The organism is Nocardioides sp. zg-DK7169, assembly GCF_013155365.1.
Taxonomy (GTDB): Bacteria; Actinomycetota; Actinomycetes; order Propionibacteriales; family Nocardioidaceae; genus Nocardioides.
Genome location: NZ_JABJRA010000002.1, coordinates 218859 through 243331, shown reverse-complemented (window position 1 = coordinate 243331; position 24473 = coordinate 218859). Strand labels below are relative to the sequence as shown.

Below are 24473 nucleotides of genomic sequence, written 5' to 3'. Positions count from 1 at the left end.
TGAGTCTAGCCACCGGGCCGGGCTCGGGCCGGGACGGCACGCATGCCCCGGGCGGCCCTCATGGCCCGGATCACGTTGCGCGCCTCCGCGCGGCGCCCGCGAAGCGGGCTCAGCAGCACCACCATCGCGGTGATCAGCCACGGCTTGAGACGGACGGCGGGGTTGGTGCCGTAACGCAGGTGGACCACGAACAGGTTGCGGTACATGTAGTAGCCCTTCCACCCGGCCAGGTCGTGCTGCTGGTCGAAGTCGAGCTGGCGCACGAGCACCGCGTCGCGCACCGCCCAGATCCGGAACCCGGCGGCGCGGGCCCGGACGGCGTAGTCCACGTCGTCGTAGAAGATGAAGTACGACGGGTCGGGCAGGCCGATCGCGTCGATCACCCGGCGCCGGGCCATGAAGCCCTCGAAGGCGACGTTCTCCAGCTCCACCAGCGGCGGCATCGCGGCGCGGGTGCCGAAGTCGGTCTCCACCATGCCCGTCTTGGGCTTGATCGCCAGCGGGTTGGACAGGTCGAAGCGGGTCGCGGCCTTCTCGCACAGCCGGCCCTGGCGGTCCTCGCGCACCGCCATCAGGCAGTCCTCGTCGAGCTCCATCAGCACCGTCAGGCAGTCGGGGGCCGGGACGACGTCGTCGTCCATCAGCCAGACCCGGTCGAAGCCCTGCTCGTACGCCGTGCGCACGCCGAGGTGGAAGCCGCCGGCGCCGCCGAGGTTCTCCTCGCTGCGCACGACCTGGAGACCTGGCAGGTCGGCCTCGGCCAGCACCTGCGCGGTGTGGTCGGTGCTGGCGTTGTCCACGACCACCACCGCGTCGGGGGCGCGCTCGAGCGCGGCCAGCCCGGCGAGCATGCCGCGCAGCAGGTCGGCGCGGTTGTAGGTGACGACCACGACGGCCACGGTCTCGCTCACGCCAGGTACCTCTCGTGGCCGGTGAAGTCGCCGCGCAGGCCCGCGAGCATGGCGCGGGCGCTCAGCGCCAGCCGCGCCGGCTGCGGCCGGGTGACGGTGTAGAACCACAGCGTCTTGGCCACGAAGGCCAGCGCGTGCGGCCAGCCGTGGTAGTCGCGCAGGTTGACCAGGTTGTTGCGGGCCATGCAGTAGTGCTTGAGGTCGCTCGGGCTGTGGTTGTACGTCGTGCGCCCGCCCATCATCGGCGTGCCGAGGTCGTCGGCGGCGGGGTGCAGGAACCGCGCGGCGGTGACCGTGGCGATCCGGGCGCCGGCCGCGCGGGCGCGCCACAGGTACTCCACGTCGTCGCCCCAGATGAAGAAGTCCTCGCGCACCGAGCCGATCCGCTCCACCAGCTCACGGGTGACGAGCACGCCGTTGAACGGGATCACCACGTCGGCGATCAGGCCGTCGCGGGCCGCGGCCTCCACCTCCGACATCGCGCGCACCACCCGGGTGCCGCCCGGGAGCCGGATCGGGAAGCAGAGCCGGTCGGGGTCCTGCTCGTCGAGCACCGCCGGCCCCCAGAAGTCGAGCTCGCCGGTGTGGGCCAGCAGCGCCTCCAGGCACCCGGGCTCCGGGATGCCGTCGTCGTCCATCAGCCAGACCAGGTCCGCGCCCCGCTCGACCGCGTCGAGCAGGCCGACGTGGAAGCCGCCGGCCCCGCCGCGGTTGCGTGCGAGGGTGCGGGCGAGCACCGGCACCGTGCGGTGCTCGTCGGGCGCCTCGCGGTCGTCCAGCGCGGCCAGCCACTCCCCCGTGCCGTCGCTCGAGGCGTTGTCGACCACCACCACCTCGGCCAGGCCGGGCACGGTGTCGAGACGCTCGAGCAGCCGCTGGAGCAGGCCGAGCCGGTTGTAGGTGACGACCACCGCCACCACCCGTGGGGGCGCGGGGACGCGGGACTGCTCGGACGCGCTCACGGCGCCCACCCTAGGTGCGCCGGATCAGCAGGCACTGCCCAGGTCGTCGGCCTGGTTGGCCAGGTAGCCCTCCGACAGCGAGCCGAGCGAGCCGCCGGTCACCGGCGAGCTGGTGCCGGCCCCGGCACCGGAGGAGCCCCCCGTCGTACCGCCGGCGCTGACCGCGGCCTTCTCCGGCGCCTTGAAGGTGCCCTCGGCCTTGGCGATCGCCTCGGCGACCTTGCGGTGCATCAGCTCGATGTCGGGGTCGGCGGTGTTGATCAGCGGCGGCACCAGGGAGACCGTCGACATCTTCTGCCCCTTGGCCTTGAGCGCGAGCTCGACGAAGCGCCCGACCTGGGAGGCGGGCAGGTTGGTCGAGACCATGTCGCTGGAGGCCTCGGCGATGGAGCCGAAGTTGGTGACCGCCGTCTGCGGGCTGACCTGGCCGAGCATCGCGTTGAGCACACACTTCTGCCTCGCCATGCGCGAGTAGTCGTCCGAGCCCTCCCGGGCCCGGGCGTACCAGAGCGTCTCGAAGCCGTCGAGCTTGCGCACGCCGGGCTCGAGGTAGCCGGTGACGTCGTCGCCGAGGCCGCCGACCGGGATCGGCTCGCGCACGTTGAGGGTGATGCCGCCGACCGCGTCCACGAGGTCCTTGAACCCCTCGAGGTTGGCCATCGCCCAGTAGTTCATCTCCAGCCCGGTGACCCCCTCGATCGCCATCAGGGTGGCGTCGATGCCGGGGTTCTCGGAGTCGCCGAAGAGCTCGGGGTTGTCCTGGGCCCAGGTGCTGACGCCGTTGAGGTAGCAACCGTCGCAGTCGAAGCCCTCGGGGAACTGCTCGTCCATCACCGACCCGGGCGCGAACGGGAAGTCCTGCAGGTTGCGCGGCAGGCTGATCAGCACGGTGCGCCCGGTGCTGGCGTCGACCGAGGCGACGTTGATCGAGTCCGGGCGCAGTCCCCAGCGCCCGGCGCCGGCGTCGCCGCCGAAGAGCGCGATGTTGAAGCGCCCGTCGTGGGCGCCCTTGACCTCGGTCGCGTTGAACATCGTCACCATCAGGTCGCGCTGGACGCCGACCAGGTGGGAGCCGAAGAGCAGCACGCCCGCGACCGCGAGCGAGAGGAACCCGTTGACCCCGATCGCCGCGCGGCGCTGGACCAGCCCGAGCGTGAGCGGCTGCCCGATGCGCCAGGCGTCCATGAACAGCACCGCCCAACCCACCGCGCCCGCCATCAGGAACAGCCGCAGCAGCAGAAGGAAGTTGGCGTCGGAGGCCAGCTGGAAGGCGACCTGGTGGCGCACCAGCGAGGCGAGCGCGATCAGCACCAGGGCGAGGATCGAACCGAGCCACACCCGGATGGCGATCAGGCCGACGCGACGGTTGCCGTGCAGCAGCTGCGCGGACCCCGGCACGAGCAGGGTCATGACCATCAGCGCGACGGCACGGCGGAAGCGCACGCGCGACGCACGCTCCTGCGTGCTGGCACGGCTGGCTGCGTCTGCGGCGTCGTGCGACCCGGGGGAAGTGACGGGCGGCATCGAGATGCCTTTCATGAGCTAGGTGGAGAACTGACGGGGAAGGATCAGCGGTGGTGCTGTCCCCGCCGGGGCGAGGACGTCCGTCCAGTATCACCAGTCCCAGGAGTCACCGCCCGGCGCGACGCGCCGAAGGACCACCCTGTCGGCCCCCACCCGGGTCGACGCCCGGGTGCTGCCGGTCCGCGACTCAGGGGGTCAGCGGACCGCCCGCGCGGCCGGAGTCGATCTCGCGCTTGCGCGCCAGGCGGGACGCCCGGCGGATCTGCGCCTCCCGGTGGCGGCGCACCTCGTCCGGCGTCTCCGGGCGCAACCCGGGCACCCGCCGCGCGCGGCCGTTCTCGTCGATCGCGACGAAGACGAAGTACGCCGAGGCGACGTGCAGCGGCGCCACCGACGGGTCGTCCCACGGCTGGGTCTCGATGCGCACGCCGATCTCCATCGAGGAGCTGCCCGCCCAGTTCACCTGGGCGAAGGTCCGCACGATGTCTCCGACGTGCACGGGACGCAGGAACGCCATGGAGTCCAGCGCCGCGGTCACCGCGGGACCGCCGCTGTGCCGCTGCGCCACCGCACCCGCGGTGGAGTCGGCGAGCTTGACGATCTCGCCGCCGTGCACGTTGCCCAGCAGGTTCGCCTCGCGACCCGAGGTCATCATGGCGAGCGACACGCGGGCGAAGGACGGGGTGCGGTCCGCGGCTTCTGGTGGCATAGGAGCACGGTAGCGTCGGCGCCATGGCAGACCGTCCCCGGAACGACGGCTCCGGGGAGGGCACCCCGGAGTATGGCTGGCTCTACGGCGCGCAGCGCGGCAACGACCCCTCCGCCGACCCTGACGCGACCCGGCCGGTCCCCCGGCAGCCCCGCCCCGACGAGACCCGTGTGCTGCCCGTGCAGCCGCGCCCCGACGCGGGCGGCGGCCAGACCGGGTCCCGGTCCGGCTCCCGCGCACGCACCTCGGAGCGGCCGCCCGCACCGGCGCCCGCCCCCGCACCGCCGGCCCGCTCCGGCTCGCGCGGGCGGCGGCTGCGCTTCCGGCCGCGCTACCTGCTCCTGCTGGTCCTCGCCTGGGTGGTCTACCTCGTGGCGGTGCCGATCTACGCCTGGACCGAGGTCGAGTCGGTGCCGTGGGAGCCCGACGGCGAGCGCCCGCCGCAGCAGCCCGGCACGACGTACCTCATGGTCGGCAGCGACTCGCGCGACGACCTGTCCGAGGAGGAGCGCCGCCAGCTCGGCACCGGCGGCGGCGCCGGCCAGCGCACCGACACGATCATGCTGCTGCACACCGGCGACGGCCCGAACGTGCTGATCTCGATCCCTCGCGACTCGATCGTCGAGGTCCCCGGTCACGGCACCACGAAAATCAACGCCGCCTTCGCCTACGACGGCGCCCCCGGACTGGTGCGCACCATCGAGAACGCCACCGGCATCCGCATCGACGAGTACGTCGAGATCGGCATGGGCGGCCTGGCCGGCGTGGTCGACGCGGTCGGCGGGATCGAGATCTGCCCGACCTTTCCGATGAAGGACCCGCAGGCCAAGCTCGACATCGACAAGGGCTGCCAGCAGGCCGACGGCCAGACCGCGCTCGGCTTCGCCCGCTCCCGCAAGACCGACCCTCAGTACGGCGACATCACCCGGGTCCGCCACCAGCGCGAGGTGGTCGCCGCGGTCGGCGACAAGGTGCTCTCGCCGTGGACCTTCCTGAACCCGGTGCGCTACTGGCGCCTGGCCCACTCGGTGCCCGGATTCTTCGTCTTCGGCGACGGCACCGGCCCGATCGACGCCGCCCGCTGGGCGCTGGCGATGACCCGGGTGGAGGGGTCGGCCGGCATGACCTGCACCGTCCCGATCCGCGACCTCGCGGTGAACTGGGACGAGGAGCGCTCGCAGCGGATGTTCGAGGCGATCATCGAGGACCGCACCGACGACATCGGCAAGGACCTGTGCACGCCGACCGGCCTGCCCCAGCAGGTGACCGGATGAGCCCGGGCGGCCCGATGGGCGCCGACTACGAGACGCTGCGCTGCGAGCTCGACGAGCACGGCGTCGCCACCTTGACCCTGCACCGCCCCGACGCACTCAACGCCTTCGACCTGACGATGGCGCGCGAGCTGGAGCGCTTCTTCCTCGTCGACGCCCGCGACGACGCGGTCCGTGCCGTCGTCGTCACGGGAGCCGGCCGGGCGTTCTGCGCCGGGATGGACCTCGGCGCCGAGGGCAACGTCTTCGGCCTCGACGAGACCGTCGAGCCCACCCCGGCGGACCTGCGCGCCCACCTCACCGAGGCGCCGTACCACGACGGGGTGCGCGACACCGGCGGCCGCGTCACGCTGGCGATCCACGCGCTGCCCAAGCCGGTGATCGCCGCGATCAACGGCGCCGCCGTGGGCATCGGCGCCACGATGACCCTGGCGATGGACCTGCGGCTGGTCTCGACCCGGGCGCGGATCGGCTTCGTCTTCGGCCGGCTCGGCATCGTGCCCGAGGCGTGCTCGAGCTGGTTCCTGCCGCGCATCGTCGGCATCCAGCAGGCCCTGGAGTGGGTCTACTCCGCCGAGATCCTGGACGCCGACGCGGCGCTCGCGGGCCGGCTGGTCCGCTCGGTGCACGAGCCCGACGACCTGCTCCCCGCCGCCCAGGCGCTGGCCCGGTCGTTCGTCGTCGACCGCTCCCCGGTCGCGCTCGGGCTGGCCAAGCAGCTGCTGTACCGCAACAGCGCCGCCGCCGACCCGCTCGAGGCGCACCTGTCGGACTCGCTGGCGATGTTCTGGACCTCGATCGGCGACGGCAAGGAGGGCGTGGCCGCCTTCCGCGAGAAGCGCACCCCACGCTTCACCGGCCGCGCCACCGACCTCCCGCGCGTCTTCGGCTGACCGCGGGCGCCCGGTCGCGCCCGTCGGTCGACCCCGCCCGTTGCTCGAGCCGGTCGAGACCCCGGAGAGCAGTGCTCAGCCGGCGGCGCGCTCGGTGGGCGGGGAGTGCCGCTCCTCGGCCTCGTGGCCCGGCGTCAGGTGGTCGGCGTCGGAGAGCCGGAGCGGGGTGAACCGGCCCCCGCTGGCCGCCGAGACCGGCTCGGTCGCGAGGCACAGGTGGTCGCCGCCCTCGTCGAGCAGGCTGGTACGGCGTACGACGACGCGGTGCGGGCAGTCGAGGAGCACGGGCAGCCCGCCGGGCCCGGTCTCGGTGCGCAGCCCGGCGAACTTGTCGTCGCGGTCGCCGGTCAGCGTGCCGAACCGCTCGGCCAGCGCGAGGTCGTCGGCGGTGAGGAAGTGCAGCGCGAGGTGCGTGGAGCGCTGCGCGACCCGGGCGGTGTGGTTGGCCTTGGACAGCCACACGCAGTAGCGCTCCGGCTCGATGCTGGACTGCGCGTGGAACCCGACCAGGCAGCCGCCCCACTCGCGCACGCCATCGGTCTCGTTGCCGGTCGTCACCACGATCAGCGGGGTGTCGATCGAGGACATGATCGCGGAGAACGGGTCCTGCTCAGGCATCGGTCGGCCTCTCGTAGCGAAGGAACAACGTGTCGTCCGCGGCGATCGCGTGGCGCAGCGCGAAGCGGCGCAGCGGGCTGTCCGGCGGGGCGATCGACACCGGCAGCAGGTCGCCGCCGAGCAGCGGGGCGACGGTGAGGCAGAGCTCGTCGAGGCGGTCGTGCGCGACCAGCTCACCGAGCCAGCGCGGACCGCCCTCGCAGAGCACCACGCGGTGGCCGCGCTCGGTCAGGGCGGCGACGGCGAGTGCCGGGTCGACCGTCTGCTCCCCCGCCACCACGACGTCGGCGACCTCGCGGGCGCGGGCGACCCGGGCGGGGTCGGCGGCCTCGCAGGTGAGCACGATCGTGCGGCGCCCCTCGGGGGCGTCGGCGAAGACCGGGCGCTCCCAGTCAAGCTCCAGCGAGCGGCTGACGACCGCGACGCCCGGGGTGTCCGGGCGCCCCTGGTCCCGGCGGGCCTCGACCAGCTGCTCGCGCAGCCGCACCGGCCCGTAGCCCTCCCGGCGTACCGTCTCCGCGCCGACGAGGACCACGTCGGCCAGCGAGCGCATGTCCACGAAGAGCCGGGCGTCCGGGCCCTCCGACAGCTCCCCGACCTTGCCGCCCACGGCCGCCGAGCCGCTCAGGGTGCCGACCATGTTGGCCATCACCCACGCCCGGTCCGGGCGGCGGCGATCGACGTCGGCGTACGGCGTGAGCAGGTCGCCCAGCTCCTCGCCGGGTCGGAGCAGGTGCATGGGAACCTCGGGACGCTCGGGGGCGGTGGACACGCGCGCCAGTGCCCAGCCCCGCCGGCCGGCACACCGTGACCCCGGCCGCCGGTGCGGCGCGCGGCTCATCGCCCGACCGCGCGCTCCAGCTCGGCCTTGCTCATCGTGGAGCGGCCCTCGATCCCCTGGGCGCGCGCCTCGGCGTACAGCTGCGCCTTGGTGCGCCCGCCCGCGCCGCGGTGCGACCTCAGCCCGCCGCGGCGTCCCGAGGAGATGTCCTCGGTCGAGGTGCGGCTGGCCTGCTCGGACTCCCCTGCGCGGGCCCGCTCCTTGTTGACCGTGCGGGCCGCGATCTCGGCGGCCTGCTCCTCGGAGCGGCCGCGGTCCGTGAGGCCGTCCTTGACGTGCTCGTACTGGCGCTCGCGCTTCGCGCTCCAGCCCTGCTGGGGCATCGGACCCTCCCTGACTCGATCGGTCCTCGCAGCTGCCCGCGGGGCCCGCGGGCGCCCGTCCGGTACCCCGAGCCCGGCGTCCACACCTCACAGCAGACCCACAGCCGGGGCACGGAGCAGGCCCAACGCCGCGCCGCACGGTGGTGCCATGACCGCCACGACCGTGCTCCCCGAGCCCCGCCAGCCGGACACCGCGGCATCGCCCGCCCGCTGGTCGGGCCGCACCCACCGCCTCGGGCTGGCTGCCCTGCTGACCGCCACCGCCGTGCTCTACCTGTGGGGTCTCGACGCCTCCGGGTGGGCCAACACCTTCTACTCCGCCGCCGCGCAGGCCGGGTCGGAGTCCTGGACGGCCTTCTTCTTCGGCTCCTCCGACGCCGCGAACAGCATCACCGTGGACAAGACCCCGCTCTCGCTGTGGCCGATGGCCCTGGCGGTGCGGCTCTTCGGGCTGTCGTCGTGGTCGATCCTGGTGCCGCAGGCGATCGCCGGCGTGCTGTCGGTGTGGCTGCTGAGCGCGACGGTCCGCCGCTGCACCGGGTCCGGCGGCGCCGGACTGCTCGCCGGCGCGGCCCTCGCGCTGACGCCGGTGGCCGCGCTGATGTTCCGCTTCAACAACCCCGACGCGCTGCTCGTGCTGCTGCTCGTCGCCTCGGCGTACGCCGTGCTGCGCGCGCTGGAGCCCCGTGCCGCCGACGACCCCGGCAACCCGGGCAACCCCGACGTCCCGGCGCGGCACCCGGTGCGCTGGCTCGCACTGGCCGGGGCACTGGTCGGGCTGGCGTTCCTGACCAAGATGCTCCAGGCGTTCCTGGTCCTGCCGGCGTTCGCGCTGGTCTACCTGATGGCCGGGCGGGCCACCGTGCCCACGCGGCTCGGCCACCTGCTGGTCGCGTTCGGCTCCATGGTCCTGGCCGGCGGCTGGTGGGTCGCGATCGTCGAGCTGTGGCCGGCCGCCAGCCGTCCCTACATCGGCGGCTCCCAGCACGACTCGATCATCGAGCTGACCCTGGGCTACAACGGCTTCGGTCGCCTCAACGGCAACGAGACCGGCGCCGTGGGCGGGGGTGGTCCGGGAGGGGGCGGCGGCCCCTCGTGGGGCGAGACCGGCCTGGGCCGGATGTTCTCCGGCGAGATCGGCGGCCAGATCGCCTGGCTGCTGCCCGCCGCGCTGATCCTGCTCGTCGCCGGCCTGTGGTTCACCCGCAGCCGGGCGCGCTCCGACCTGACCCGCGCCGCGCTGGTCCTGTGGGGCGGCTGGCTGCTGGTCACCGGTCTGACCTTCAGCCTGATGGCCGGCATCTTCCACGCCTACTACACCGTCGCGCTCGCGCCGGCGATCGCCGCGCTCGTCGGCATCGGCGCCGCCCTGGTCTGGCAGCACCGCCACACCGCGACGGCCACTGGTGTGGCCGTGCTGAGCGTCGCCACGACCGCCTTCACCGCCTTCGTGCTGCTCGGGCGTAGCCCCGAGTTCGTGCCGTGGCTGCGCTGGGTGGTCCTCGTCGTCGGCCTGCTGGCCGCGGCGGCACTCCTCGCCCTCTCCTGGCTGCCGCGCCGCGCGCTCCTCGCCACCGTGGCGGTCGCGCTGGTCGTCGCCCTGGCCGGCCCCGCGGCGTACGCCGTGCAGACCGCGAGCACCCCGCACGTCGGGTCCATGCCGACTGCCGGCCCGAGCGTCGTCGGTGGTGGCCCGGGCGGAGGTCCCGGCGGCGGCCCGGGTGGTCCGGGTGGCGCTCCCGGCGGCGGCTTCGGCGCCCCGCCCGGCCAGGGTCAGCTTCCCGGCCAGCCCCCGGGCCAAGGACAGTCGCCGGGCCAGGCGCCCGGGCAGGGCGGCGGCCCCGGAGGTCTCCTGCACGGCAGCGAGCCGGGCGAGGAGCTGACCGCGCTGCTCGAGCAGGACGCCGAGGACCACACCTGGGTCGCGGCCGCCGTGGGCTCCAACAGCGCGGCGGGCTACCAGCTCGCCACCGAGGAGCCGGTGATGGCGATCGGCGGTTTCAACGGCTCCGACCCGAGCCCGACGCTCACGGAGTTCCAGCAGCTGGTCGCGGACGGCGAGATCCACTACTTCATCGGAGGGGACGGCTTCGGCCCCTCGATGGGCGGCTCGCAGGCGAGCAGCGAGATCTCCGCGTGGGTGGAGCAGGCCTTCACCCCGACCACCGTCGACGGCGTCACGGTGTACGACCTGACCAGCCCGACCAGCGACCTCGGCGAGCTCGGAGGTGCGGCATGAGCGCCCTGTCCTCGACCGTCACGGCCCTCGGGCCGACCTCCGCCCCGGCGACCCTCGACGTGGTGATCCCGGTCCACAACGAGGAGCGGGACCTGGCCGCTTCGGTCGAGCGGGTGCGTGCCCACCTGGCGACGCTCCCCTGGCCGGCGCGGGTGACGATCGCCGACAACGCCAGCACCGACGGCACCGCCGTGATCGCGCACCGCCTGGCGCGTGCGTACGACGACCTCCGGGTCGTGCACCTACCCGAGAATGGCCGCGGGCGGGCGTTGAAGAAGGTCTGGTCCACCTCCGAGGCCGCCGTGCTGGTCTACATGGACGTCGACCTCTCCACCGACCTCAACGCGCTCCTCCCGCTGGTGGCGCCGCTCATCAGCGGGCACTCCGACCTGGCGATCGGCACGCGCCTGAACCGCGCCTCGCGGGTGGAGCGCGGACCCAAGCGGGAGCTGATCTCGCGCTGCTACAACGTGCTGCTGCGCGGCACGCTGCGGGCGCGGTTCTCCGACGCCCAGTGCGGGTTCAAGGCGATCCGCGCCGACATCGCCCGCGAGCTGCTGCCGCTGGTGCACGACGACGCCTGGTTCTTCGACACCGAGCTGCTGGTGCTCGCCGAGCGCGCCGGCCTGCGCATCCACGAGGTGCCGGTCGACTGGGTCGACGACCCCGACAGCCGGGTCGACCTCGTGCGCACCGCGCTCGAGGACCTGCGCGGCATCGTGCGCGTGGGCACCGCGCTGGTGTCGGGCCGGGTCCCGGTCTCCGACGTCGCGGCCCGGCTGGGCCGCGCCTCGGCGGGCGCCGGCGGCGGTCGCCTCGGCATGCAGCTGGTGATGTTCGGGCTGGTCGGGGCCGCCTCGACGCTGGCCTACGCGGTGCTGTTCCTGCTGCTGCGGGGCGCGGTCTCGCCGTTCCTGGCCAACCTGGTGGCGCTGCTCCTGACCGCGGTCGCGAACACCGCCGCGAACCGGCGCCTCACCTTCGGCGTGCGCGGACGCGACGGAGCGGTGCGCCACCAGCTGCGAGGCCTCGCCGTCTTCGGCGCCGGACTCGTGGCCACCAGCGGGTCGCTGTGGCTGCTGCACGCCGCCGGAATCGACGACGGGGGCGTGGAGGTCGCGGTGCTGACGCTGACGAACCTCGCGGTGACCGTCCTGCGGTTCGTGGCGATGCGGGTCTGGGTGTTCACCGGGCGCCGCCGCTCAGCGCACCGCCCGGGCGATCTCCTCCAGCGCGAGGTCGACGTCCGCGGGCGTGGTCCAGCGACCGACTGAGAACCGGAGCGCCCCGAGGGCGCGGTCGCGGTCGGCACCCATCGCGGTCAGCACCGGCGAGGGGGTGTGCTGCCCGCTGTGGCAGGCCGAGCCGGTCGAGGCCGCGACCCCGGGCAGCGCGGCGAGCAGGTCGTGGGCCACCACCCCGGCGAGGCTGACGTTGAGCGTGTTGGGCAGCCGCTCGCGCACCGGCCCGTTCAGCACGACGCCACCGGGGTGCAGCTGCTCGAGCCCGCGGTGCAGCCGGTCGCGGAGGAGCGCCAGCCGCTCCGGGACGCCCTCGGCCAGGTCGGCCGCGGCGAGCCGGGCCGCCGCGGCGAGCGCGACGACGAGGGCGACGTTCTCGGTCCCCGCCCGCAGCCCGCCCTCCTGGCCGCCTCCGTAGACGACCGGCTCGAGGTCGAGGCCCGCACGCACGTGGAGCGCCGCGACCCCCTTCGGGGCGTACATCTTGTGACCGACCACGGTGAGCAGGTCGACGCCGAGATCCTCGACGTCGAGCTCGACCTTCCCCGCCGCCTGCGCCGCGTCGCAGTGGACCAGGGCCCCGTGGCGCCGGGCGACGGCCGCGAGCTCCCGCACCGGCTGGAGCGCGCCGGTCTCGTTGTTCGCGGCCATCATCGAGACCACGCTCCGCTCCCCCGCCGTCGCCGCGGAGGCGGGCCGCGCCAGCAGGTCCTCGAGGAGGTCCACCTCCACCAGGCCGTCGGCGCCGACGGGCAGCACGGTGACCTGCGTGCCGTGGTGGCGCGCGAGTGCGGCGCAGGTGGCCAGCACCGCGGGGTGCTCGGTGGCCTGGGTGACGACGTGCGAGCGGGGAGCCGACGGGCTCAGCACGCTGCCGCGCAGCGCCAGCAGGTTCGCCTCGGAGCCGGACCCGGTGAACACCACGTCGCCGGGGCCGGCCCCGAGGAGCCGCGCGACGTCGGCGCGGGCCTGCTCCACGGCCTCGTGCGGCCGGCGCCCGAGGGCGTGCGAGCTGGACGGGTTGCCGAAGTCCTGCATCAGGTACGGCAGCGCCGCCGCGGTCACCCGCGGGTCCACGGGCGTGGTGGCGTTGTGGTCGAGGTAGACCGGCCCGTCGCGCAGGCCGACGGGCTCCTGCGGCAGGGCACCCGTCCGGTTCGTCCGGTTCGTCCGGTTCATCGGGCCAGCCTAGGGACCCGCGCCGCGGACTCGGGTCCGTCGCGTCAGCGCGGCGGCGGGTCCTGTGGACGCAGGCCCGCGAGCAGGATCGAGACCAGGCGCGCCTGGAGGTCGGGCGCGACCAGCAGCACCGACGCCGGCTGCGGCCGGGTGATCGTGCCCACCGCGATCACCAGCTCGAGGGCGGTGAGGTCGGGACGCACCAGGCGGTGCTCCCGCACGGCGGCGAGCAGCTCGTCGAGCCGAGCGAGGGTGCGGTCCTGGGCCTCGCGCACCGGCGGGGCCAGGGCGTCGGCGACGTGCTCGGCCAGGGCGGCGGTCAGCGCCCCGAGGTCCAGGTCGACGAGGCGCCGCAGGCAGGTCTCCCACGCCGGGCCCGGCGCCGTGTCGAGACCCGTCACGGCCTCCTCCGCCGCGGCCTCGAGGTCGGCGAGGATCGCCAGCGCGACCTCGTCCAGGAGCGCACCGCGCGAGTCGAAGTTGCGGTACAGCGTCGCGATCCCGACGCCGGCCGCCTCCGCCACGGTGTCGAGGGCGACTTCGCTGCCGCGCTCGGCGAACAGGTTGCGCCCGGCCTCCACGATCGCCGCACGCCGCCTCGCCGCATCCGCCCGCATCGACCCCTCCTCGCCGGCGTCCCGCGCCGAGCTGATCACGCCGAGTTGATCCCACCGGCGAAGCGGAGCATAGTCCTCCTCATAAGCGGAGGATCTTCCTCCGCTTAAGGAAAAGGACCGTGATGACCCAGACCCCTCCCCCCGCGACCGAGGCCCCCGCCGCAGCGCCGGGCGGCCGCCGTCCGCTGCCGCCCCTGGCACGGCTCGTCGGCATGAGCGCCGGGCTGGGCGCGATCCTGGTGCTCCTGCTGGCGGTCTTCATCCTCCCCTCGCTCAAGAGCGGGGCCCACGACCTGCCGATCGGCATCGTCGGCGAGGCCTCCGCCACCGCCGCGCTCGAGGAGGCCGTGACCGCCACCGCCCCCGACGCGTACGACGTGGAACGGCTCGCCTCCCGCGACGCCCTCGCGGACGCCGTGCGCGACCGCGAGGTCGTGGGCGGGTTCGTGGTCACCGACGACGGCCTGGAGGCGCTCGTCGCCAGCGCCGGCTCGCCCGCCATCTCCGCGACGCTGGGCGCCACCGCCACCGCGGTGGGCGAGACGGCCGGGACCGAGGTGACGCTCACCGACATCGTGCCGCTCCCGGAGGCCGACCCCACCGGTATCGGCATCGGCGGGCTCGCCTTCCCGCTGGTCTTCGGCGGCATCGTCCCCGTCGTCGCCTTCGGCGCGATCTTCCCGCGCAGCACCCGCTGGCGGCTGGCCGGGCTGGCCGGATTCGCACTGCTCGGCGGCCTCCTGGTCGCCGCCGTCCTGCGCTTCTGGTTCGGCAGCATCGAGACCGGCTTCTGGCCGGTCGCGGGCTCCATGGCCCTGGGCATCGGCGCCCTCGCGTTCCCGCTCGCCGGCCTCAAGCAGCTCCTCGGCGGCAAGGGCTTCACGATCGGCGCGATGACGATGATGTTCCTGGGCAACCCGCTCGCCGGGATCGCGACCACCGGCGCCTGGCTGCCCTCCGGGCTGGGTGCCTTCGGCCAGGTCCTGCCCCCGGGTGCCGCGGGCGCGCTGGTCCGCTCCTCGGCGTACTTCGGCGGCGCCGGCGGGCTGGTCCCGGGCCTCACCCTGCTCGCGTGGATCCTGGTCGGCCTCGCGCTGTACACCGTCGGCACCCGGCCCGCGGCGGCTCGATCTGCGGCCGCCGACGCCTGATCCCGGTGTGCGCCGACCGGCCCGTCCGGGCCCGGACACGGCGACGGCCGCGCACCCGTGGAGGTGGTGCGCGGCCGCGTCGTACGACGGGGTCAGGAGCCGGCGGCTGCCTTCGCTGCGGCGACCTCGGTCTCGGCGCCGGCGGTGGAGAGGTTGCCGCCCTTGTCCTCGAGGTGGGCGCGGATGAACCAGTGGAACAGCTCCAGCTGCTCGGTCTGGCTGATGAAGATGTCCTCGGTGATCGGGTCGAGCTCGCCGAGCTCGCCGATGCCCTCGCGGTAGCTGGCGATCACGCCCTGGTAGACGAGGTCGAGCGCGCCGAGGTGCTCCTGGGTGGTCGCCCGCCCGATGGAGTACTCGTCCCACGAGCGCTCCTTGACGATCGCGCCCGGCGTGCCCATCGGCGAGCCGCCGAGGGTCGCGATCCGCTCGGCGAGGTCGTCGGCGAACCCACGGACGGCCTCGACCTGCGGGTCGATCATCTCGTGCACGGCGATGAAGTGGGGGCCCACGACGTTCCAGTGCACGTGCTTCAACGTCAGGTGCAGGTCGTTGCAGGCGTGGAGGCGGTCCTGGAGGAGAGCGACGGTGCGCTTGGCGTCTTTCGCGCTCATCCCGGGGACGGTGTAGTGGAGCTTCGAAGTGGTGGCCATGGCGACGCGGTACCCGTGGCCCATTCGCCACAAACGGCCTGACCAGACCGTGGCGGGTCGTTCGGGGCGCGGGCCGCGGGTGCGGGCGCGCGGTTGCGTGCAGCCGCCGGCGACCTCCGCGGCGGCCCGAGCGGGGTGAGCCGATGGCTCGTGCGGGTACCCGGACGGCATGCACCCCGAGACCAACCGACCCGGCCACACCGGCAGCGACCGGCCCGTCGACCTCGAGGGCGTCCCCGCGCAGGAGGACGTCTCCGTCGCCGACGCCGTCGAGCGCGTGGACCGCGAGCCCGAGGAGCAGGAGAACCGCGAGGAGGGCCGCGAGGGCCACGGCCCGGAGATCGTCGTCGACGAGGTCCCCGAGTCCGACCCGGCCCAGGAGGTCGCCACCACCTCCCCGCCGCCCGAGGAGCCCACCGGCACCTCGCAGTGGGAGGCGCCCTGAGCCGCTGCGCCGGCGCCCGCGCCCCGCGTGACAGCTAGCGGGCGCCCGCCCCCAGCACCCGCCCGAACAGCTCCTCCAAGGCGGCGAAGTGCCGCTCGGTGGCGGCCTCGTCGTACGCCGAGGAATCCGACATCGTGTAGCCGTGCGGGGCGGGGTAGACCTCGTTGACGGAGCGCAGGCCGGCCGCGTCGAGCGCCTCGCCCAGGGCGGAGACGGCCTCGGGCGGCATCGCGGCGTCGTTCGCCGCGTGGCCGAAGACGAACTCCGCGCGGGCCCGGGCGAGCGCGAGGTGAGGGCTGTCGGGGTCCTCGGTCACCAGCCTGCCGCCGTGGAACCCGCCCACCGCGGCCACCTCGTCGGGGAACAGCCCCGCGGTGCGCACCGCGAGCCGCGCTCCCATGCAGTAGCCGGTGACCCCGATCGGGCCGCTGGCGTGCTCGCGCAGCGCCGCGAGCCAGGCCGGGGCGTCGGCGTCGGACAGCGCGGGGGTCAGCCGGTGCACCCGGGGCATCGCCTCGGCGAAGAAGGCCTCGCGGTTGCCGGGCACGCGCAGGTCGGCGTGCGGGGCGAGGTCGGCTGCGCGGCCCTCGCGGTGGAACACGTGCGGCGCCAGCACGACGTGGCCCCACGAGGCGATCCGGTCGGCCATCTCCGCGATCCGCGGACGCAGCCCGATCGCGTCGACGTAGAGCAGCACGCCCGGGCGTCCGGGCACGTCCTCACCGGTCAGGTAGGCCTCGGCGGCACTCGCCGGCGTCGCGATCTCGATGGTGCGTCCCATGACCGAGAAGCCTAGTGAGGCCGCCCCCGTCCGCGGACGGGGGCGACCGCCTCAGCCGCTTGCGAGCAGCCCCCGCACCACGCGCAGCCCCACCGACACCCGCGCCAGGTCGGTCTGGTCGTCGGAGCAGATGTCGCCCAGCGTCTCCGCGGCCCGGGTGATCCCGGCGGGGTCCGCCTCCTCCCAGGCCGCGACCCGGGCGGGTGCGGAGTCCTCGGGCGAGGACGTCGCCAGCACCCGCGCGGTGAGCTGGGTGTGCACCGCGTGCAGGTCCTCGCGCAGCGCGGCGCGCGCCATCGTCTGCCAGCGGTCGGCGCGCGGCAGCGAGGCGATCCGGTGCGCCAGCCCCGGCAGGCCGAGCCGCTCGCCCAGGGTCACGTGCACGCGCACCACCTCGTCCGGGTCCAGCCCCTCGCGCTCGGCGACCTCGATCACGCCGAGCAGCATCGAGGCCGGCGCGAGCACCGCGACCCGGGAGGCGAGGTCCTCCGGGACCCCGTCGTCGACCAACCGCTCCAGCCGGGACCGGTACGCCGCCAGCTCGCGGCCCACCATCAGCTCGGGCAGCCGTGCGAGCACCTCCTGCACCGGCCCGCGGTAGCGCTCCACGGTCTCGATGCTGTCCAGCGGCCCGCGCCGGGTGGTGACCAGCCAGCGCGACGCGCGCTCCACCAGGGTGCGCATCTCCAGGCGCATCCGGGTCTGCACCGCGGCGTCGATGCGGTTGTCGTAGGTGGCGATCTCGCGGCGCAGCTCCAGGGAGCCGAACATCTCGCGGGCCACGAAGTTGGCCCGGGTCAGCTCCGCCGCCGAGGCGGTGGTCTCCCCCGCCAGCCGCGGCCAGTAGGTGATCCCGGCGCCGTTGACCAGGTCGTTGACCACCTGGGTCACGATGATCTGGCGACGCAGCGGGTGGGCGTCGACCTCCTCGGCGAAGCCCTCCCGGACCGCGCGCGGGAAGTAGCTGGACAGCTCGCGGGCCAGATAGGGGTCCTCGGGCAGGTCGGTGGCCAGCAGCTCGTCGGCCAGCACGATCTTGGTCCAGGCCATCACCACCGAGAGCTCGGGCGCGCTGAGCCCCTCCTCGCGGTCCAGGCGCGCGGCCACTTCGCGTCGGCTCGGCAGCCCCTCGAGGGCCCGGTTGAGCACGCCGCGCCGCTCCAGCTGGCGGATCCAGTCCTCGTGGACGTGCAGCATCGACGGCGCGTGGTGCAGGGCGTTGGCCAGCGCCAGGTTCTGCTCGTCGTTGTCGTGCAGCACCAGCGCCGCGACCTCGTCGGTCATGTCGGCCAGCAGCGTGTTGCGCTGCTTGGTGGTGAGGTCCCCGCGGCGTACGACCCGGTCCAGCAGGACCTTGAGGTTGACCTCGTGGTCGGAGGTGTCCACGCCCGCGGAGTTGTCGATGAAGTCGGTGTTGATCCGCCCACCGTGGCCGGCGCCGCCCTCGCGGGCGTACTCCACCCGCCCGGCCTGGGTGAACCCCAGGTTGCCGCCCTCGCCCACGCAGGCGGCACGCACCTCGCGCCCGTCGACGCGGATCGCGTCGTTGGACTTGTCCCCGGCGTCGGCGTGCGACTCCCCGGAGCCCTTGACGTAGGTGCCGATCCCGCCGTTCCACAGCAGGTCGACCGGCGCGCACAGGATCGCGCGCATCAGCTCCGCCGGGGTCAGTGTCTCCACGTCGTCGCCGAGACCGAGCGCGGCCCGGACCTGCGGGCTGATCTCGACCTTCTTCGCCGAGCGGGACACCACGCCGCCGCCCTCGGAGATCAGGTCGCGGTCGTAGTCCTGCCAGCTGCTGCGCGGCAGCTCGAAGAGCCGCCGGCGCTCGGCGTACGACGTCGCGGCGTCGGGCGTCGGGTCGAGGAAGATGTCGCGGTGGTCGAAGGCCGCTACCAGGCGGGTGTGCTCGGAGCAGAGCATGCCGTTGCCGAACACGTCGCCGCTCATGTCGCCGATCCCGACGGCGGTGAAGTCCTCGCGCTGGCAGTCGATCCCGCGCTCGCGGAAGTGGCGCTGCACCGAGACCCACGCGCCGCGCGCGGTGATGCCCATCGCCTTGTGGTCGTAGCCCACCGACCCGCCGGAGGCGAAGGCGTCACCGAGCCAGAACCCGTAGTCGGCCGCCACCTCGTTGGCGAGGTCGGAGAAGGTCGCGGTGCCCTTGTCGGCGGCCACCACCAGGTAGCTGTCGTCCCCGTCGTGGCGTACGACGTGGGGCGGCGGCACCGTCTCGGCGTCGACGAGGTTGTCGGTGACGTCGAGCAGCCCGCAGATGAAGGTGCGGTAGCAGGCCTTCCCCTCGGCCAGCCAGGCCTCGCGGTCCCCGGGCGGCGGCAGCTGCTTGGCGTAGAACCCGCCCTTCGCCCCGACCGGGACGATCACGGTGTTCTTCACCATCTGCGCCTTGACCAGCCCGAGCACCTCGGTGCGGAAGTCGTCGCGCCGGTCCGACCAGCGCAGCCCTCCGCGCGCGACCGCGCCGAAGCGCAGGTGCACACCCTCGACCCGAGGGGAGTACACGAAGATCTCGTACGACGGGCGCGGCTCGGGCAGCTCCGGGATCGCCGCGGGCTCGAGCTTGAGGGAGATGTAGGGACGTGGGCCGCGCGCCGGGTCGTCCCCGATCGGGCGGAAGTAGTTGGTCCGCAGGGTGGCGCGGACGTGGGTCAGGTAGGAGCGCAGGATCCGGTCGTGGTCCAGGCTGACGACCGCGTCGAGGGCCGAGGTGATCTCCTGCTCGAGGTCGTCGACCTCGGCGACCCGCTCCTCGGAGTCCGGGGCGAGGCCCGCGCCGGGGTCGAAGCGGGCCTCGAACAGGCGCACCAGCAGCCGGGTGATGTCGGTGTTGGCGACCAGCGCGTGCTGGATCGTGGAGAGCGCGAACGGCGAGCCGCCCTGGCGCATGTAGCGGGCGTAGGCGCGCAGCAGGGTGGCCTGGCGCCAGGTCAGCCCGGCGCCGAGCACCAGCGCGTTGAAGCCGTCGGTCTCGTTGAAGCCCTCCCACGAGGCCCGGACGGCGTCCTGGAACAGCTCGTGGCCGTGCGGGGGCATATCGCCGTCGTGGCGCAGCCCGAAGTCGTAGACCACGAAGCGCCGCTCGTGGCCCTCCAGCTCGTAGGGCCGCTCGTCGACGACCTCGACGCCCATCGAGGACAGCATCGGCAGCACGCGCGAGAGCGACAGCGGCGGGCCGACCCGGTAGAGCTTGAGCCGCATCTCGCCCCGGTCGGCGTCGGGGGTCTTGTGCAGCGCGAGGTCGAGGCCCTCCTCGCCCTCGATCGCCTCCAGGCGGGCGGCGTCGACCGCGGCGCTGCGCGGGGAGAAGTCCTCCTTGTAGCCCTCCGGCCAGGCGTCGGCGAAGCGGCGGCCCAGCTGGGCGCCGGTCTCCTCGCCGTACTCGCTGATGACCGCGCCGAGGAAGTCGTCGCGCCAGGACCTCGACGCCTCGGCCATGCGGCGCTCGAGGTCGGCGGTGTCGACCTCCGGGGGCTCGCTGCCCTCGGGCAGATGCACCACGAAGTGCACGCGCGCGGTCGTGGACTGGTTGATGCCGACGGTGAACTCGGTGGAGACCCCGCCGAGCCGCTCGAGCAGGATCCGCGCGAACCGCTCGCGCACGGTGGTGTTGTAGCGGTCGCGCGGCAGGTAGACGAGCACCGAGACGTAGCGGCCGTAGGTGTCGGTGCGGGTGAGCACCCGCACCGCCCGCCGCTCCCGCGCGTGCATCGCGGCCTCGGCCAGCGGCGCGAGCTCGTCGACGCTGGTGTGCAGCAGCTCGTCGCGCGGATAGGTCTCCAGGGTGTCCATCAGCGCCCGCCCGGCGTAGCTGCGCGGGTCGAACCCGCTGCGCCGCAGGACCGCCGCCGCGCGCTCGCGCAGCAGCGGGATGCGCACCAGCGACTCGGCGTACGCCGAGCTGGACAGCAGGCCCAGGAACCGGCGCTCCCCCACGACCTCACCGGACTCGTCGAAGACCTTCACGCCGACGTAGTCCAGGTACGCCGGGCGGTGCACGGTGGCCCTCGAGTTGGCCTTGGCCAGCACCAGCAGCGTCTTCTCGCGCGCCTTGGCCCGCACGCGCGGCGGCAGCGCCCCCGCCTCCGCGGACATGTCCGGGTCCGCGCGCAGGATCCCCAGCCCGGTGCCGGGCACGGCACGCAGCCGGTCCTGGCCGCCCTCGCGGCACAGCTCGTACTCGCGGTAGCCGAGGAAGGTGAAGTGGTCGTCGGCGAGCCAACTCAGCAGCTCGCGGCTCTGGCGGACCTCCTCGGGGTCCAGGCCGAGGGGCGGCTCGGCGCCGAGCTCGCCCACGATCTCCAGCATCCGGCCGCGGGTGCGCGGCCAGTCCTCGGTGGCGTCGCGCACGTCGCGCAGCACCGCCTGGACCTTCTCGACGACCTCCTCGGCGTCCTCGCCGCCCGGGACCCGGCTCACCTCGATGTGCATCCAGGACTCGCGCACGGCCTCCCCGGCCGGGCTGCGCGAGCCGTCGCGCACCGGGTCGAGCGAGACCAGGGCGCCGGTGATGTCGCGGACCGCGTCGAACTGCGGGTGGATCACCACGTGCACCTCGCGCTGCTGGCGCGAGAGCTCGACGGTGAGGGAGTCCACGAGGAACGGCATGTCGTCGACGACCACCTCGACCACCGAGTGACCGGCCGCCGACCAGCCGTCCCCAGCCAGCGTCGGCGTCACCACCCGGACCGCGGCGGTGCCCTGCGGGCGGGCCTGCGCCAGCTCGTAGTGGCTGGCGAGCGCGCCGTAGACGTCCACGGGCGCGCGGCCGAGCACGTCCTCGGGCGTGACGTGGCGGTAGTAGTTCGCCAGCAGCGCGTCGATCTCGTCGGGCGGCGGACCTCCGCTCCCGCGGCTTCCGCGCGCGACCTGCGCAGCCTGCTCGATCAGCTCGGACTTCTGGACCACCTGCGTCGACATTGACACGCCCCTGACCCTAGGCCGCGGGTATGACGCAGCCAACCTCGACCCGCGGGAGGCTCACAGCGCGGAGCGCAGATCCCACAGCGGCGGGTAGTACTGCAGCCCGACCCGCCCGCGCAGGTAGCCGGCCCCGCTGGAGCCGCCGGTCCCGGAGCGCGCGCCGATCATCCGCTCGACCATCACCACGTGGCGTGCTCGCCACGCGGCCGCCAGCTCGTCGTGCTCCAGGAGCGCCTCGGCCAGCGACCAGGCCTCGGCGTACGCCGCGCGGTCGCCGTACACCGTGCGCAGCGAGGCGGCGACGGCGTCCTCGGTGGCGACGTCGAGGCCCCGGGCGCGCAGCACGTCGAGGAAGGCGTCCCACAGGGTCGGCTCGGCGAGCCGCCGGGCGAGGCGGGCCTCCTCGTCGGGGGTCAGGCCGCGGAAGCGTTCGAGGTAGCTCGGGTCCCGGGCGCCGGAGAGGAACTCCAGCTCGCGGAACTGCGCCGACTGGAAGCCGCTGGCAGGGGCGAGGCGCTGGCGGAACTCCAGGAAGTCCTGCGGGGTCATCGTCTCCAGCACGTCGACCTGCTGCACCAGCACCCGCTCGATGACGTGCACGCGGCGCAGCAGGTGCCGCGCCCACCACAGCCCTCCCTCGCTCATCGCGTCGCGGGCCGCGCCGAGCTCGTGCAGCAGCTGCTTGAACCACAGCTCGTAGACCTGGTGGACGGTGATGAACAGCAGCTCGTCGTGGGCCGGCGGGTCGGACTCGAGGTGCTGGGCGTCGAGCAGCTGCGGCAGGTGCAGGTAGCTGCCGTAGGTCAGCTGCGCGCCCTGCTCCCCGAAGGACACGAACGGCTCGCTCATCTGGGCACCGTAGCCCGCGCCGACCGGGCTTGCGAGGCATGGCACGATCGCGCTGACCCGCTCGGCGCGGGCGGGCACGGCTCCCTCCCCGTGCACAGCGGCCGCGCCACCGAAGGAGATGGAGCCCATGGGCACCCGTGTCAGCCACACCCTGAGCTACGACGCGCCGCTGGCCGACGTGCACGCGATGCTGCTCGACCCCGCCTTCCGCGAGGAGGTGTGCGCCCGCGCCCGGGTGCTCAGCTCCTCGGCGGCCGTCGAGGAGCTCGACGCCGGCCACCGGGTCACCATCGAGCAGGTGCAGTCCGCCGCCGGCCTGCCGTCCTTCGCGACCCGGATCGTCGGCGACTCGATCCGGATCGTGCAGGTGGAGACCTGGACGACGACCGAGCACGCCGACGTCGAGGTCACGATCCCCGGCAAGCCGGGCGAGATGACCGGCACCGCGACCCTGTCCGAGACCGCCGGCGTCACGACCGAGCAGGTCGAGCTCGACATCCGGGTGCGCATCCCACTGGTCGCCGGCAAGGTGGAGAAGCTCGTCGCCGACATGCTCCGCAAGGCGCTCGACGTGGAGAACGCCGTCGGGCGCGAGTACCTCTCCCGGGTGTCCTGAGCCCGGCGACCGGCCGGCTCAGTCGGTGCCCATGTGCGGGTAGCGGTGGTCGGTCGGGGCAACGAAGGTCTCCTTGATCGAGCGCGGCGAGGTCCAGCGCTGCAGGTTGCTCGCGGCACCGGCCTTGTCGTTGGTGCCCGATGCCCGGCCGCCGCCGAAGGGCTGCTGACCGACGACCGCCCCGGTGGGCTTGTCGTTGACGTAGAAGTTGCCGGCCGCGAAGCGCAGCCGCTCGTTGGCCCAGGCGATCGCGGCCCGGTCCCGGGCGATCACCGCGCCGGTGAGGGCGTACGGCGCGAACGACTCCATCTGCGCCACGACCCGCTCGAAGTCGGCGTCCTCGTAGACGTGCACGGCCAGGATCGGGCCGAAGTACTCGGTGCGGAACATCTCGTCGGTCGGGTCGCCGCCCTCGACGACCGTCGGGCGCACGAACCAGCCGACCGAGTCGTCGCACTGCCCGCCGGCGAGCACCCGCAGGGAGTCGGTGGACCGGGCCCGTTCGAGGGCGGCGCGGTGCTTGGCGAAGGCCCGCTCGTCGATGACGGCGCCCATGAAGTTGCCCAGGTCGGTGACGTCGCCCATCGCCAGCGCCTCCACCTCGGCGACCAGGTCGTCGCGCATCCGCTCCCACACCGAGCGGGCGACGTACGCGCGCGAGGCGGCGGAGCACTTCTGGCCCTGGTACTCGAAGGCGCCGCGGATCAGCGCGGTCCGCAGCACGTCGGGGTCCGCGGAGGGGTGCGCGACGACGAAGTCCTTGCCGCCGGTCTCGCCGACCAGGCGCGGGTAGGTGCGGTAGGAGGCGATGTTCTCCCCCACGGTGCGCCACAGGTGCTGGAAGGTCGGCGTGGACCCGGTGAAGTGGATGCCGGCCAGGTCCGGGTCGCCGAGCACCACCTCGGAGACCGCGACCCCGTCGCCGGGCAGCATGTTGATCACCCCGGGCGGCAGGCCGGCCTCCTCCAGCAGCTCCATGGTCAGCGACGCGGCGAGCTGCTGGGTCGGTGAGGGCTTCCAGATGACGGTGTTGCCCATCAGGGCCGGGGCGGTGGGCAGGTTGCCGGCGATGGCGGTGAAGTTGAACGGCGTGATCGCGTAGACGACGCCCTCGAGCGGGCGGTGGTCGGTGCGGTTCCAGACCCCCGGGCTATTGGCGATCGGCTGCTCGGCGAGGATCTGCGCGGCGTAGTGGACGTTGAAGCGCCAGAAGTCGATGAGCTCGCAGGCGCTGTCGATCTCGGCCTGGGCCACCGTCTTGGACTGGCCCAGCATCGTGGCGGCGTTGAGCCGCTGGCGCCACGGGCCGGCCAGCAGGTCGGCTGCGCGCAGCAGGACCGCGGCCCGCTCGTCGGCCGGCAGCGCGCGCCAGCCCGGCGCGGCCTCCCGGGCGGCGGCGAGCGCGGCACGCGCGTCGTCGTGGGTGCTGGTGCGCAGCACGCCGAGCACGTGCGCGTGGTCGTGCGGCTGCACGACCGGGACCTCCGCGCCCCCGCCGGACACCCTTTCACCGCCGATGTGCGCCGGGAGGTCGACGCAGCGGGCCTCCAGGCGCTCGACCTCCCCGAGCAGGTCGGCGCGCTCCGAGCTGCCGGGTGCGTAGGTCAGGATCGGCTCGTTGACCGGGGCGGGCGGCGTCGTGAGGGCGTCCATCCGCCGACTCTCTCACCGCTCCCCGGGCACTCCAAGGGTTTCGCGGGTCCGGCTCC

General features: G+C 74.0%; 21 protein-coding genes. 7 read left to right on the top strand and 14 right to left on the bottom strand.

The window, feature by feature from the left end:
• Positions 1–5: 5 nt before the first annotated feature.
• The 4 genes from HOQ23_RS03800 to HOQ23_RS03785 form a co-directional block, all read right to left on the bottom strand.
• Positions 6–911, bottom strand: a complete 906-nt coding sequence (locus HOQ23_RS03800) for a glycosyltransferase family 2 protein (protein WP_172211993.1) — start codon at positions 909–911, stop codon at positions 6–8.
• On the bottom strand, positions 908–1873 hold the full coding sequence (locus HOQ23_RS20750; protein ID WP_172211991.1) for a glycosyltransferase: 966 nt from the start codon (positions 1871–1873) through the stop codon (positions 908–910). The genes HOQ23_RS03800 and HOQ23_RS20750 overlap by 4 nt, the downstream gene beginning before the upstream one ends.
• 24 nt (positions 1874–1897) lie before the next feature.
• Positions 1898–3316: an LCP family protein gene (locus HOQ23_RS03790; protein ID WP_367650357.1), complete on the bottom strand. Its 1419-nt coding sequence runs from the start codon at positions 3314–3316 to the stop codon at positions 1898–1900.
• Between the two features lie 268 nt (positions 3317–3584).
• A complete protein-coding gene (locus HOQ23_RS03785) occupies positions 3585–4106 on the bottom strand; it encodes an acyl-CoA thioesterase (protein ID WP_172211987.1) in 522 nt (173 codons plus the stop codon).
• 23 nt (positions 4107–4129) lie between these two features.
• On the opposite strand from HOQ23_RS03785, the gene HOQ23_RS03780 reads away from it, so the two are divergent.
• Both HOQ23_RS03780 and HOQ23_RS03775 read left to right on the top strand, forming a co-directional pair.
• Positions 4130–5380 (top strand): LCP family protein, encoded by a 1251-nt coding sequence (locus tag HOQ23_RS03780; RefSeq protein WP_172211985.1) that lies wholly within the window; start codon positions 4130–4132, stop codon positions 5378–5380.
• On the top strand, positions 5377–6270 hold the full coding sequence (locus HOQ23_RS03775; protein WP_253945134.1) for a crotonase/enoyl-CoA hydratase family protein: 894 nt from the start codon (positions 5377–5379) through the stop codon (positions 6268–6270). The genes HOQ23_RS03780 and HOQ23_RS03775 overlap by 4 nt, the downstream gene beginning before the upstream one ends.
• Before the next feature lie 75 nt (positions 6271–6345).
• Here HOQ23_RS03775 and HOQ23_RS03770 read toward each other — a convergent pair whose 3' ends face one another.
• From HOQ23_RS03770 to HOQ23_RS03760, 3 genes are all read right to left on the bottom strand, one after another.
• Positions 6346–6888 carry a flavin reductase family protein gene (locus HOQ23_RS03770; protein WP_172211983.1) on the bottom strand — a complete coding sequence of 181 codons (543 nt, stop codon included), beginning with the start codon at positions 6886–6888 and terminating at the stop codon, positions 6346–6348.
• Entirely contained in the window at positions 6881–7627 is a 747-nt protein-coding gene (locus HOQ23_RS03765; RefSeq protein ID WP_172211981.1) for a pyrimidine reductase family protein, read from the bottom strand. Before HOQ23_RS03765 ends, HOQ23_RS03770 begins: the two co-directional genes overlap by 8 nt.
• 98 nt (positions 7628–7725) lie before the next feature.
• The gene (locus tag HOQ23_RS03760) at positions 7726–8052 is read right to left on the bottom strand and encodes a plasmid stabilization protein (RefSeq protein WP_172211979.1); all 327 of its coding nucleotides are present in this window, start codon (positions 8050–8052) and stop codon (positions 7726–7728) included.
• A gap of 148 nt (positions 8053–8200) precedes the next feature.
• Between HOQ23_RS03760 and HOQ23_RS21140 the strand changes: the two genes are divergently transcribed.
• Together HOQ23_RS21140 and HOQ23_RS03750 are read left to right on the top strand one after the other, a co-directional pair.
• Positions 8201–10291, top strand: coding sequence for a glycosyltransferase family 39 protein (locus tag HOQ23_RS21140; RefSeq protein WP_172211977.1), 2091 nt, complete (start codon positions 8201–8203; stop codon positions 10289–10291).
• The gene (locus tag HOQ23_RS03750) at positions 10288–11565 is read left to right on the top strand and encodes a bifunctional glycosyltransferase family 2/GtrA family protein (protein ID WP_172211975.1); all 1278 of its coding nucleotides are present in this window, start codon (positions 10288–10290) and stop codon (positions 11563–11565) included. Before HOQ23_RS21140 ends, HOQ23_RS03750 begins: the two co-directional genes overlap by 4 nt.
• Here the strand turns inward: HOQ23_RS03750 and HOQ23_RS03745 are convergent.
• On the bottom strand, positions 11494–12711 hold the full coding sequence (locus HOQ23_RS03745) for a cysteine desulfurase family protein (protein ID WP_172211973.1): 1218 nt from the start codon (positions 12709–12711) through the stop codon (positions 11494–11496). The genes HOQ23_RS03750 and HOQ23_RS03745 overlap by 72 nt on opposite strands.
• Positions 12712–12755: 44 nt before the next feature.
• Positions 12756–13328 carry a TetR/AcrR family transcriptional regulator gene (locus HOQ23_RS03740; RefSeq protein WP_172211971.1) on the bottom strand — a complete coding sequence of 191 codons (573 nt, stop codon included), beginning with the start codon at positions 13326–13328 and terminating at the stop codon, positions 12756–12758.
• A 122-nt stretch (positions 13329–13450) separates the two neighbouring features.
• Between HOQ23_RS03740 and HOQ23_RS03735 the strand changes: the two genes are divergently transcribed.
• Entirely contained in the window at positions 13451–14479 is a 1029-nt protein-coding gene (locus tag HOQ23_RS03735; RefSeq protein ID WP_216653579.1) for a hypothetical protein, read from the top strand.
• 92 nt (positions 14480–14571) lie between these two features.
• On the opposite strand, the gene dps is transcribed toward HOQ23_RS03735, so the two are convergent.
• Positions 14572–15132, bottom strand: coding sequence for a DNA starvation/stationary phase protection protein Dps (dps, locus tag HOQ23_RS03730; RefSeq protein ID WP_172211969.1), 561 nt, complete (start codon positions 15130–15132; stop codon positions 14572–14574).
• A 169-nt stretch (positions 15133–15301) separates the two neighbouring features.
• Between dps and HOQ23_RS03725 the strand changes: the two genes are divergently transcribed.
• Positions 15302–15577, top strand: coding sequence for a hypothetical protein (locus HOQ23_RS03725; RefSeq protein ID WP_172211967.1), 276 nt, complete (start codon positions 15302–15304; stop codon positions 15575–15577).
• 34 nt (positions 15578–15611) lie between these two features.
• Here the strand turns inward: HOQ23_RS03725 and HOQ23_RS03720 are convergent, their stop codons facing one another.
• From HOQ23_RS03720 to HOQ23_RS03710, 3 genes are read right to left on the bottom strand one after another with little or no spacing between them, the layout of a single operon-like run.
• Complete coding sequence (locus tag HOQ23_RS03720; RefSeq protein WP_172211965.1) at positions 15612–16358, bottom strand: dienelactone hydrolase family protein; 747 nt, start codon at positions 16356–16358, stop codon at positions 15612–15614.
• Positions 16359–16409: 51 nt separating this feature from the next.
• The gene (locus HOQ23_RS03715; protein ID WP_172212432.1) at positions 16410–21296 is read right to left on the bottom strand and encodes an NAD-glutamate dehydrogenase; all 4887 of its coding nucleotides are present in this window, start codon (positions 21294–21296) and stop codon (positions 16410–16412) included.
• Between the two features lie 60 nt (positions 21297–21356).
• Positions 21357–22148, bottom strand: a complete 792-nt coding sequence (locus HOQ23_RS03710) for a tryptophan 2,3-dioxygenase (RefSeq protein WP_172211963.1) — start codon at positions 22146–22148, stop codon at positions 21357–21359.
• Positions 22149–22275: 127 nt separating this feature from the next.
• Between HOQ23_RS03710 and HOQ23_RS03705 the strand changes: the two genes are divergently transcribed.
• A complete protein-coding gene (locus tag HOQ23_RS03705; protein WP_172211961.1) occupies positions 22276–22764 on the top strand; it encodes a DUF2505 domain-containing protein in 489 nt (162 codons plus the stop codon).
• 18 nt (positions 22765–22782) lie between these two features.
• Here the strand turns inward: HOQ23_RS03705 and pruA are convergent, their stop codons facing one another.
• Positions 22783–24417 carry an L-glutamate gamma-semialdehyde dehydrogenase gene (pruA, locus tag HOQ23_RS03700; RefSeq protein WP_172211959.1) on the bottom strand — a complete coding sequence of 545 codons (1635 nt, stop codon included), beginning with the start codon at positions 24415–24417 and terminating at the stop codon, positions 22783–22785.
• Positions 24418–24473: the final 56 nt, after the last annotated feature.

Bases quoted from the DNA above. Each gene is read 5' to 3' on its own strand.
- HOQ23_RS03785 (WP_172211987.1), bottom strand. From the start codon at position 4,106: ATGCCACCAGAAGCCGCGGACCGCACCCCGTCCTTCGCCCGCGTGTCG.
- HOQ23_RS03780 (WP_172211985.1), top strand. From the start codon at position 4,130: ATGGCAGACCGTCCCCGGAACGACGGCTCCGGGGAGGGCACCCCGGAG.
- HOQ23_RS03775 (WP_253945134.1), top strand. From the start codon at position 5,377: ATGAGCCCGGGCGGCCCGATGGGCGCCGACTACGAGACGCTGCGCTGC.
- HOQ23_RS03770 (WP_172211983.1), bottom strand. From the start codon at position 6,888: ATGCCTGAGCAGGACCCGTTCTCCGCGATCATGTCCTCGATCGACACC.
- HOQ23_RS03765 (WP_172211981.1), bottom strand. From the start codon at position 7,627: ATGCACCTGCTCCGACCCGGCGAGGAGCTGGGCGACCTGCTCACGCCG.
- HOQ23_RS03760 (WP_172211979.1), bottom strand. From the start codon at position 8,052: ATGCCCCAGCAGGGCTGGAGCGCGAAGCGCGAGCGCCAGTACGAGCAC.
- HOQ23_RS21140 (WP_172211977.1), top strand. From the start codon at position 8,201: ATGACCGCCACGACCGTGCTCCCCGAGCCCCGCCAGCCGGACACCGCG.
- HOQ23_RS03750 (WP_172211975.1), top strand. From the start codon at position 10,288: ATGAGCGCCCTGTCCTCGACCGTCACGGCCCTCGGGCCGACCTCCGCC.
- HOQ23_RS03745 (WP_172211973.1), bottom strand. From the start codon at position 12,711: ATGAACCGGACGAACCGGACGAACCGGACGGGTGCCCTGCCGCAGGAG.
- HOQ23_RS03740 (WP_172211971.1), bottom strand. From the start codon at position 13,328: ATGCGGGCGGATGCGGCGAGGCGGCGTGCGGCGATCGTGGAGGCCGGG.
- HOQ23_RS03735 (WP_216653579.1), top strand. From the start codon at position 13,451: ATGACCCAGACCCCTCCCCCCGCGACCGAGGCCCCCGCCGCAGCGCCG.
- dps (WP_172211969.1), bottom strand. From the start codon at position 15,132: ATGGCCACCACTTCGAAGCTCCACTACACCGTCCCCGGGATGAGCGCG.
- HOQ23_RS03725 (WP_172211967.1), top strand. From the start codon at position 15,302: ATGCACCCCGAGACCAACCGACCCGGCCACACCGGCAGCGACCGGCCC.
- HOQ23_RS03720 (WP_172211965.1), bottom strand. From the start codon at position 16,358: ATGGGACGCACCATCGAGATCGCGACGCCGGCGAGTGCCGCCGAGGCC.
- HOQ23_RS03715 (WP_172212432.1), bottom strand. From the start codon at position 21,296: ATGTCGACGCAGGTGGTCCAGAAGTCCGAGCTGATCGAGCAGGCTGCG.
- HOQ23_RS03710 (WP_172211963.1), bottom strand. From the start codon at position 22,148: ATGAGCGAGCCGTTCGTGTCCTTCGGGGAGCAGGGCGCGCAGCTGACC.
- HOQ23_RS03705 (WP_172211961.1), top strand. From the start codon at position 22,276: ATGGGCACCCGTGTCAGCCACACCCTGAGCTACGACGCGCCGCTGGCC.
- pruA (WP_172211959.1), bottom strand. From the start codon at position 24,417: ATGGACGCCCTCACGACGCCGCCCGCCCCGGTCAACGAGCCGATCCTG.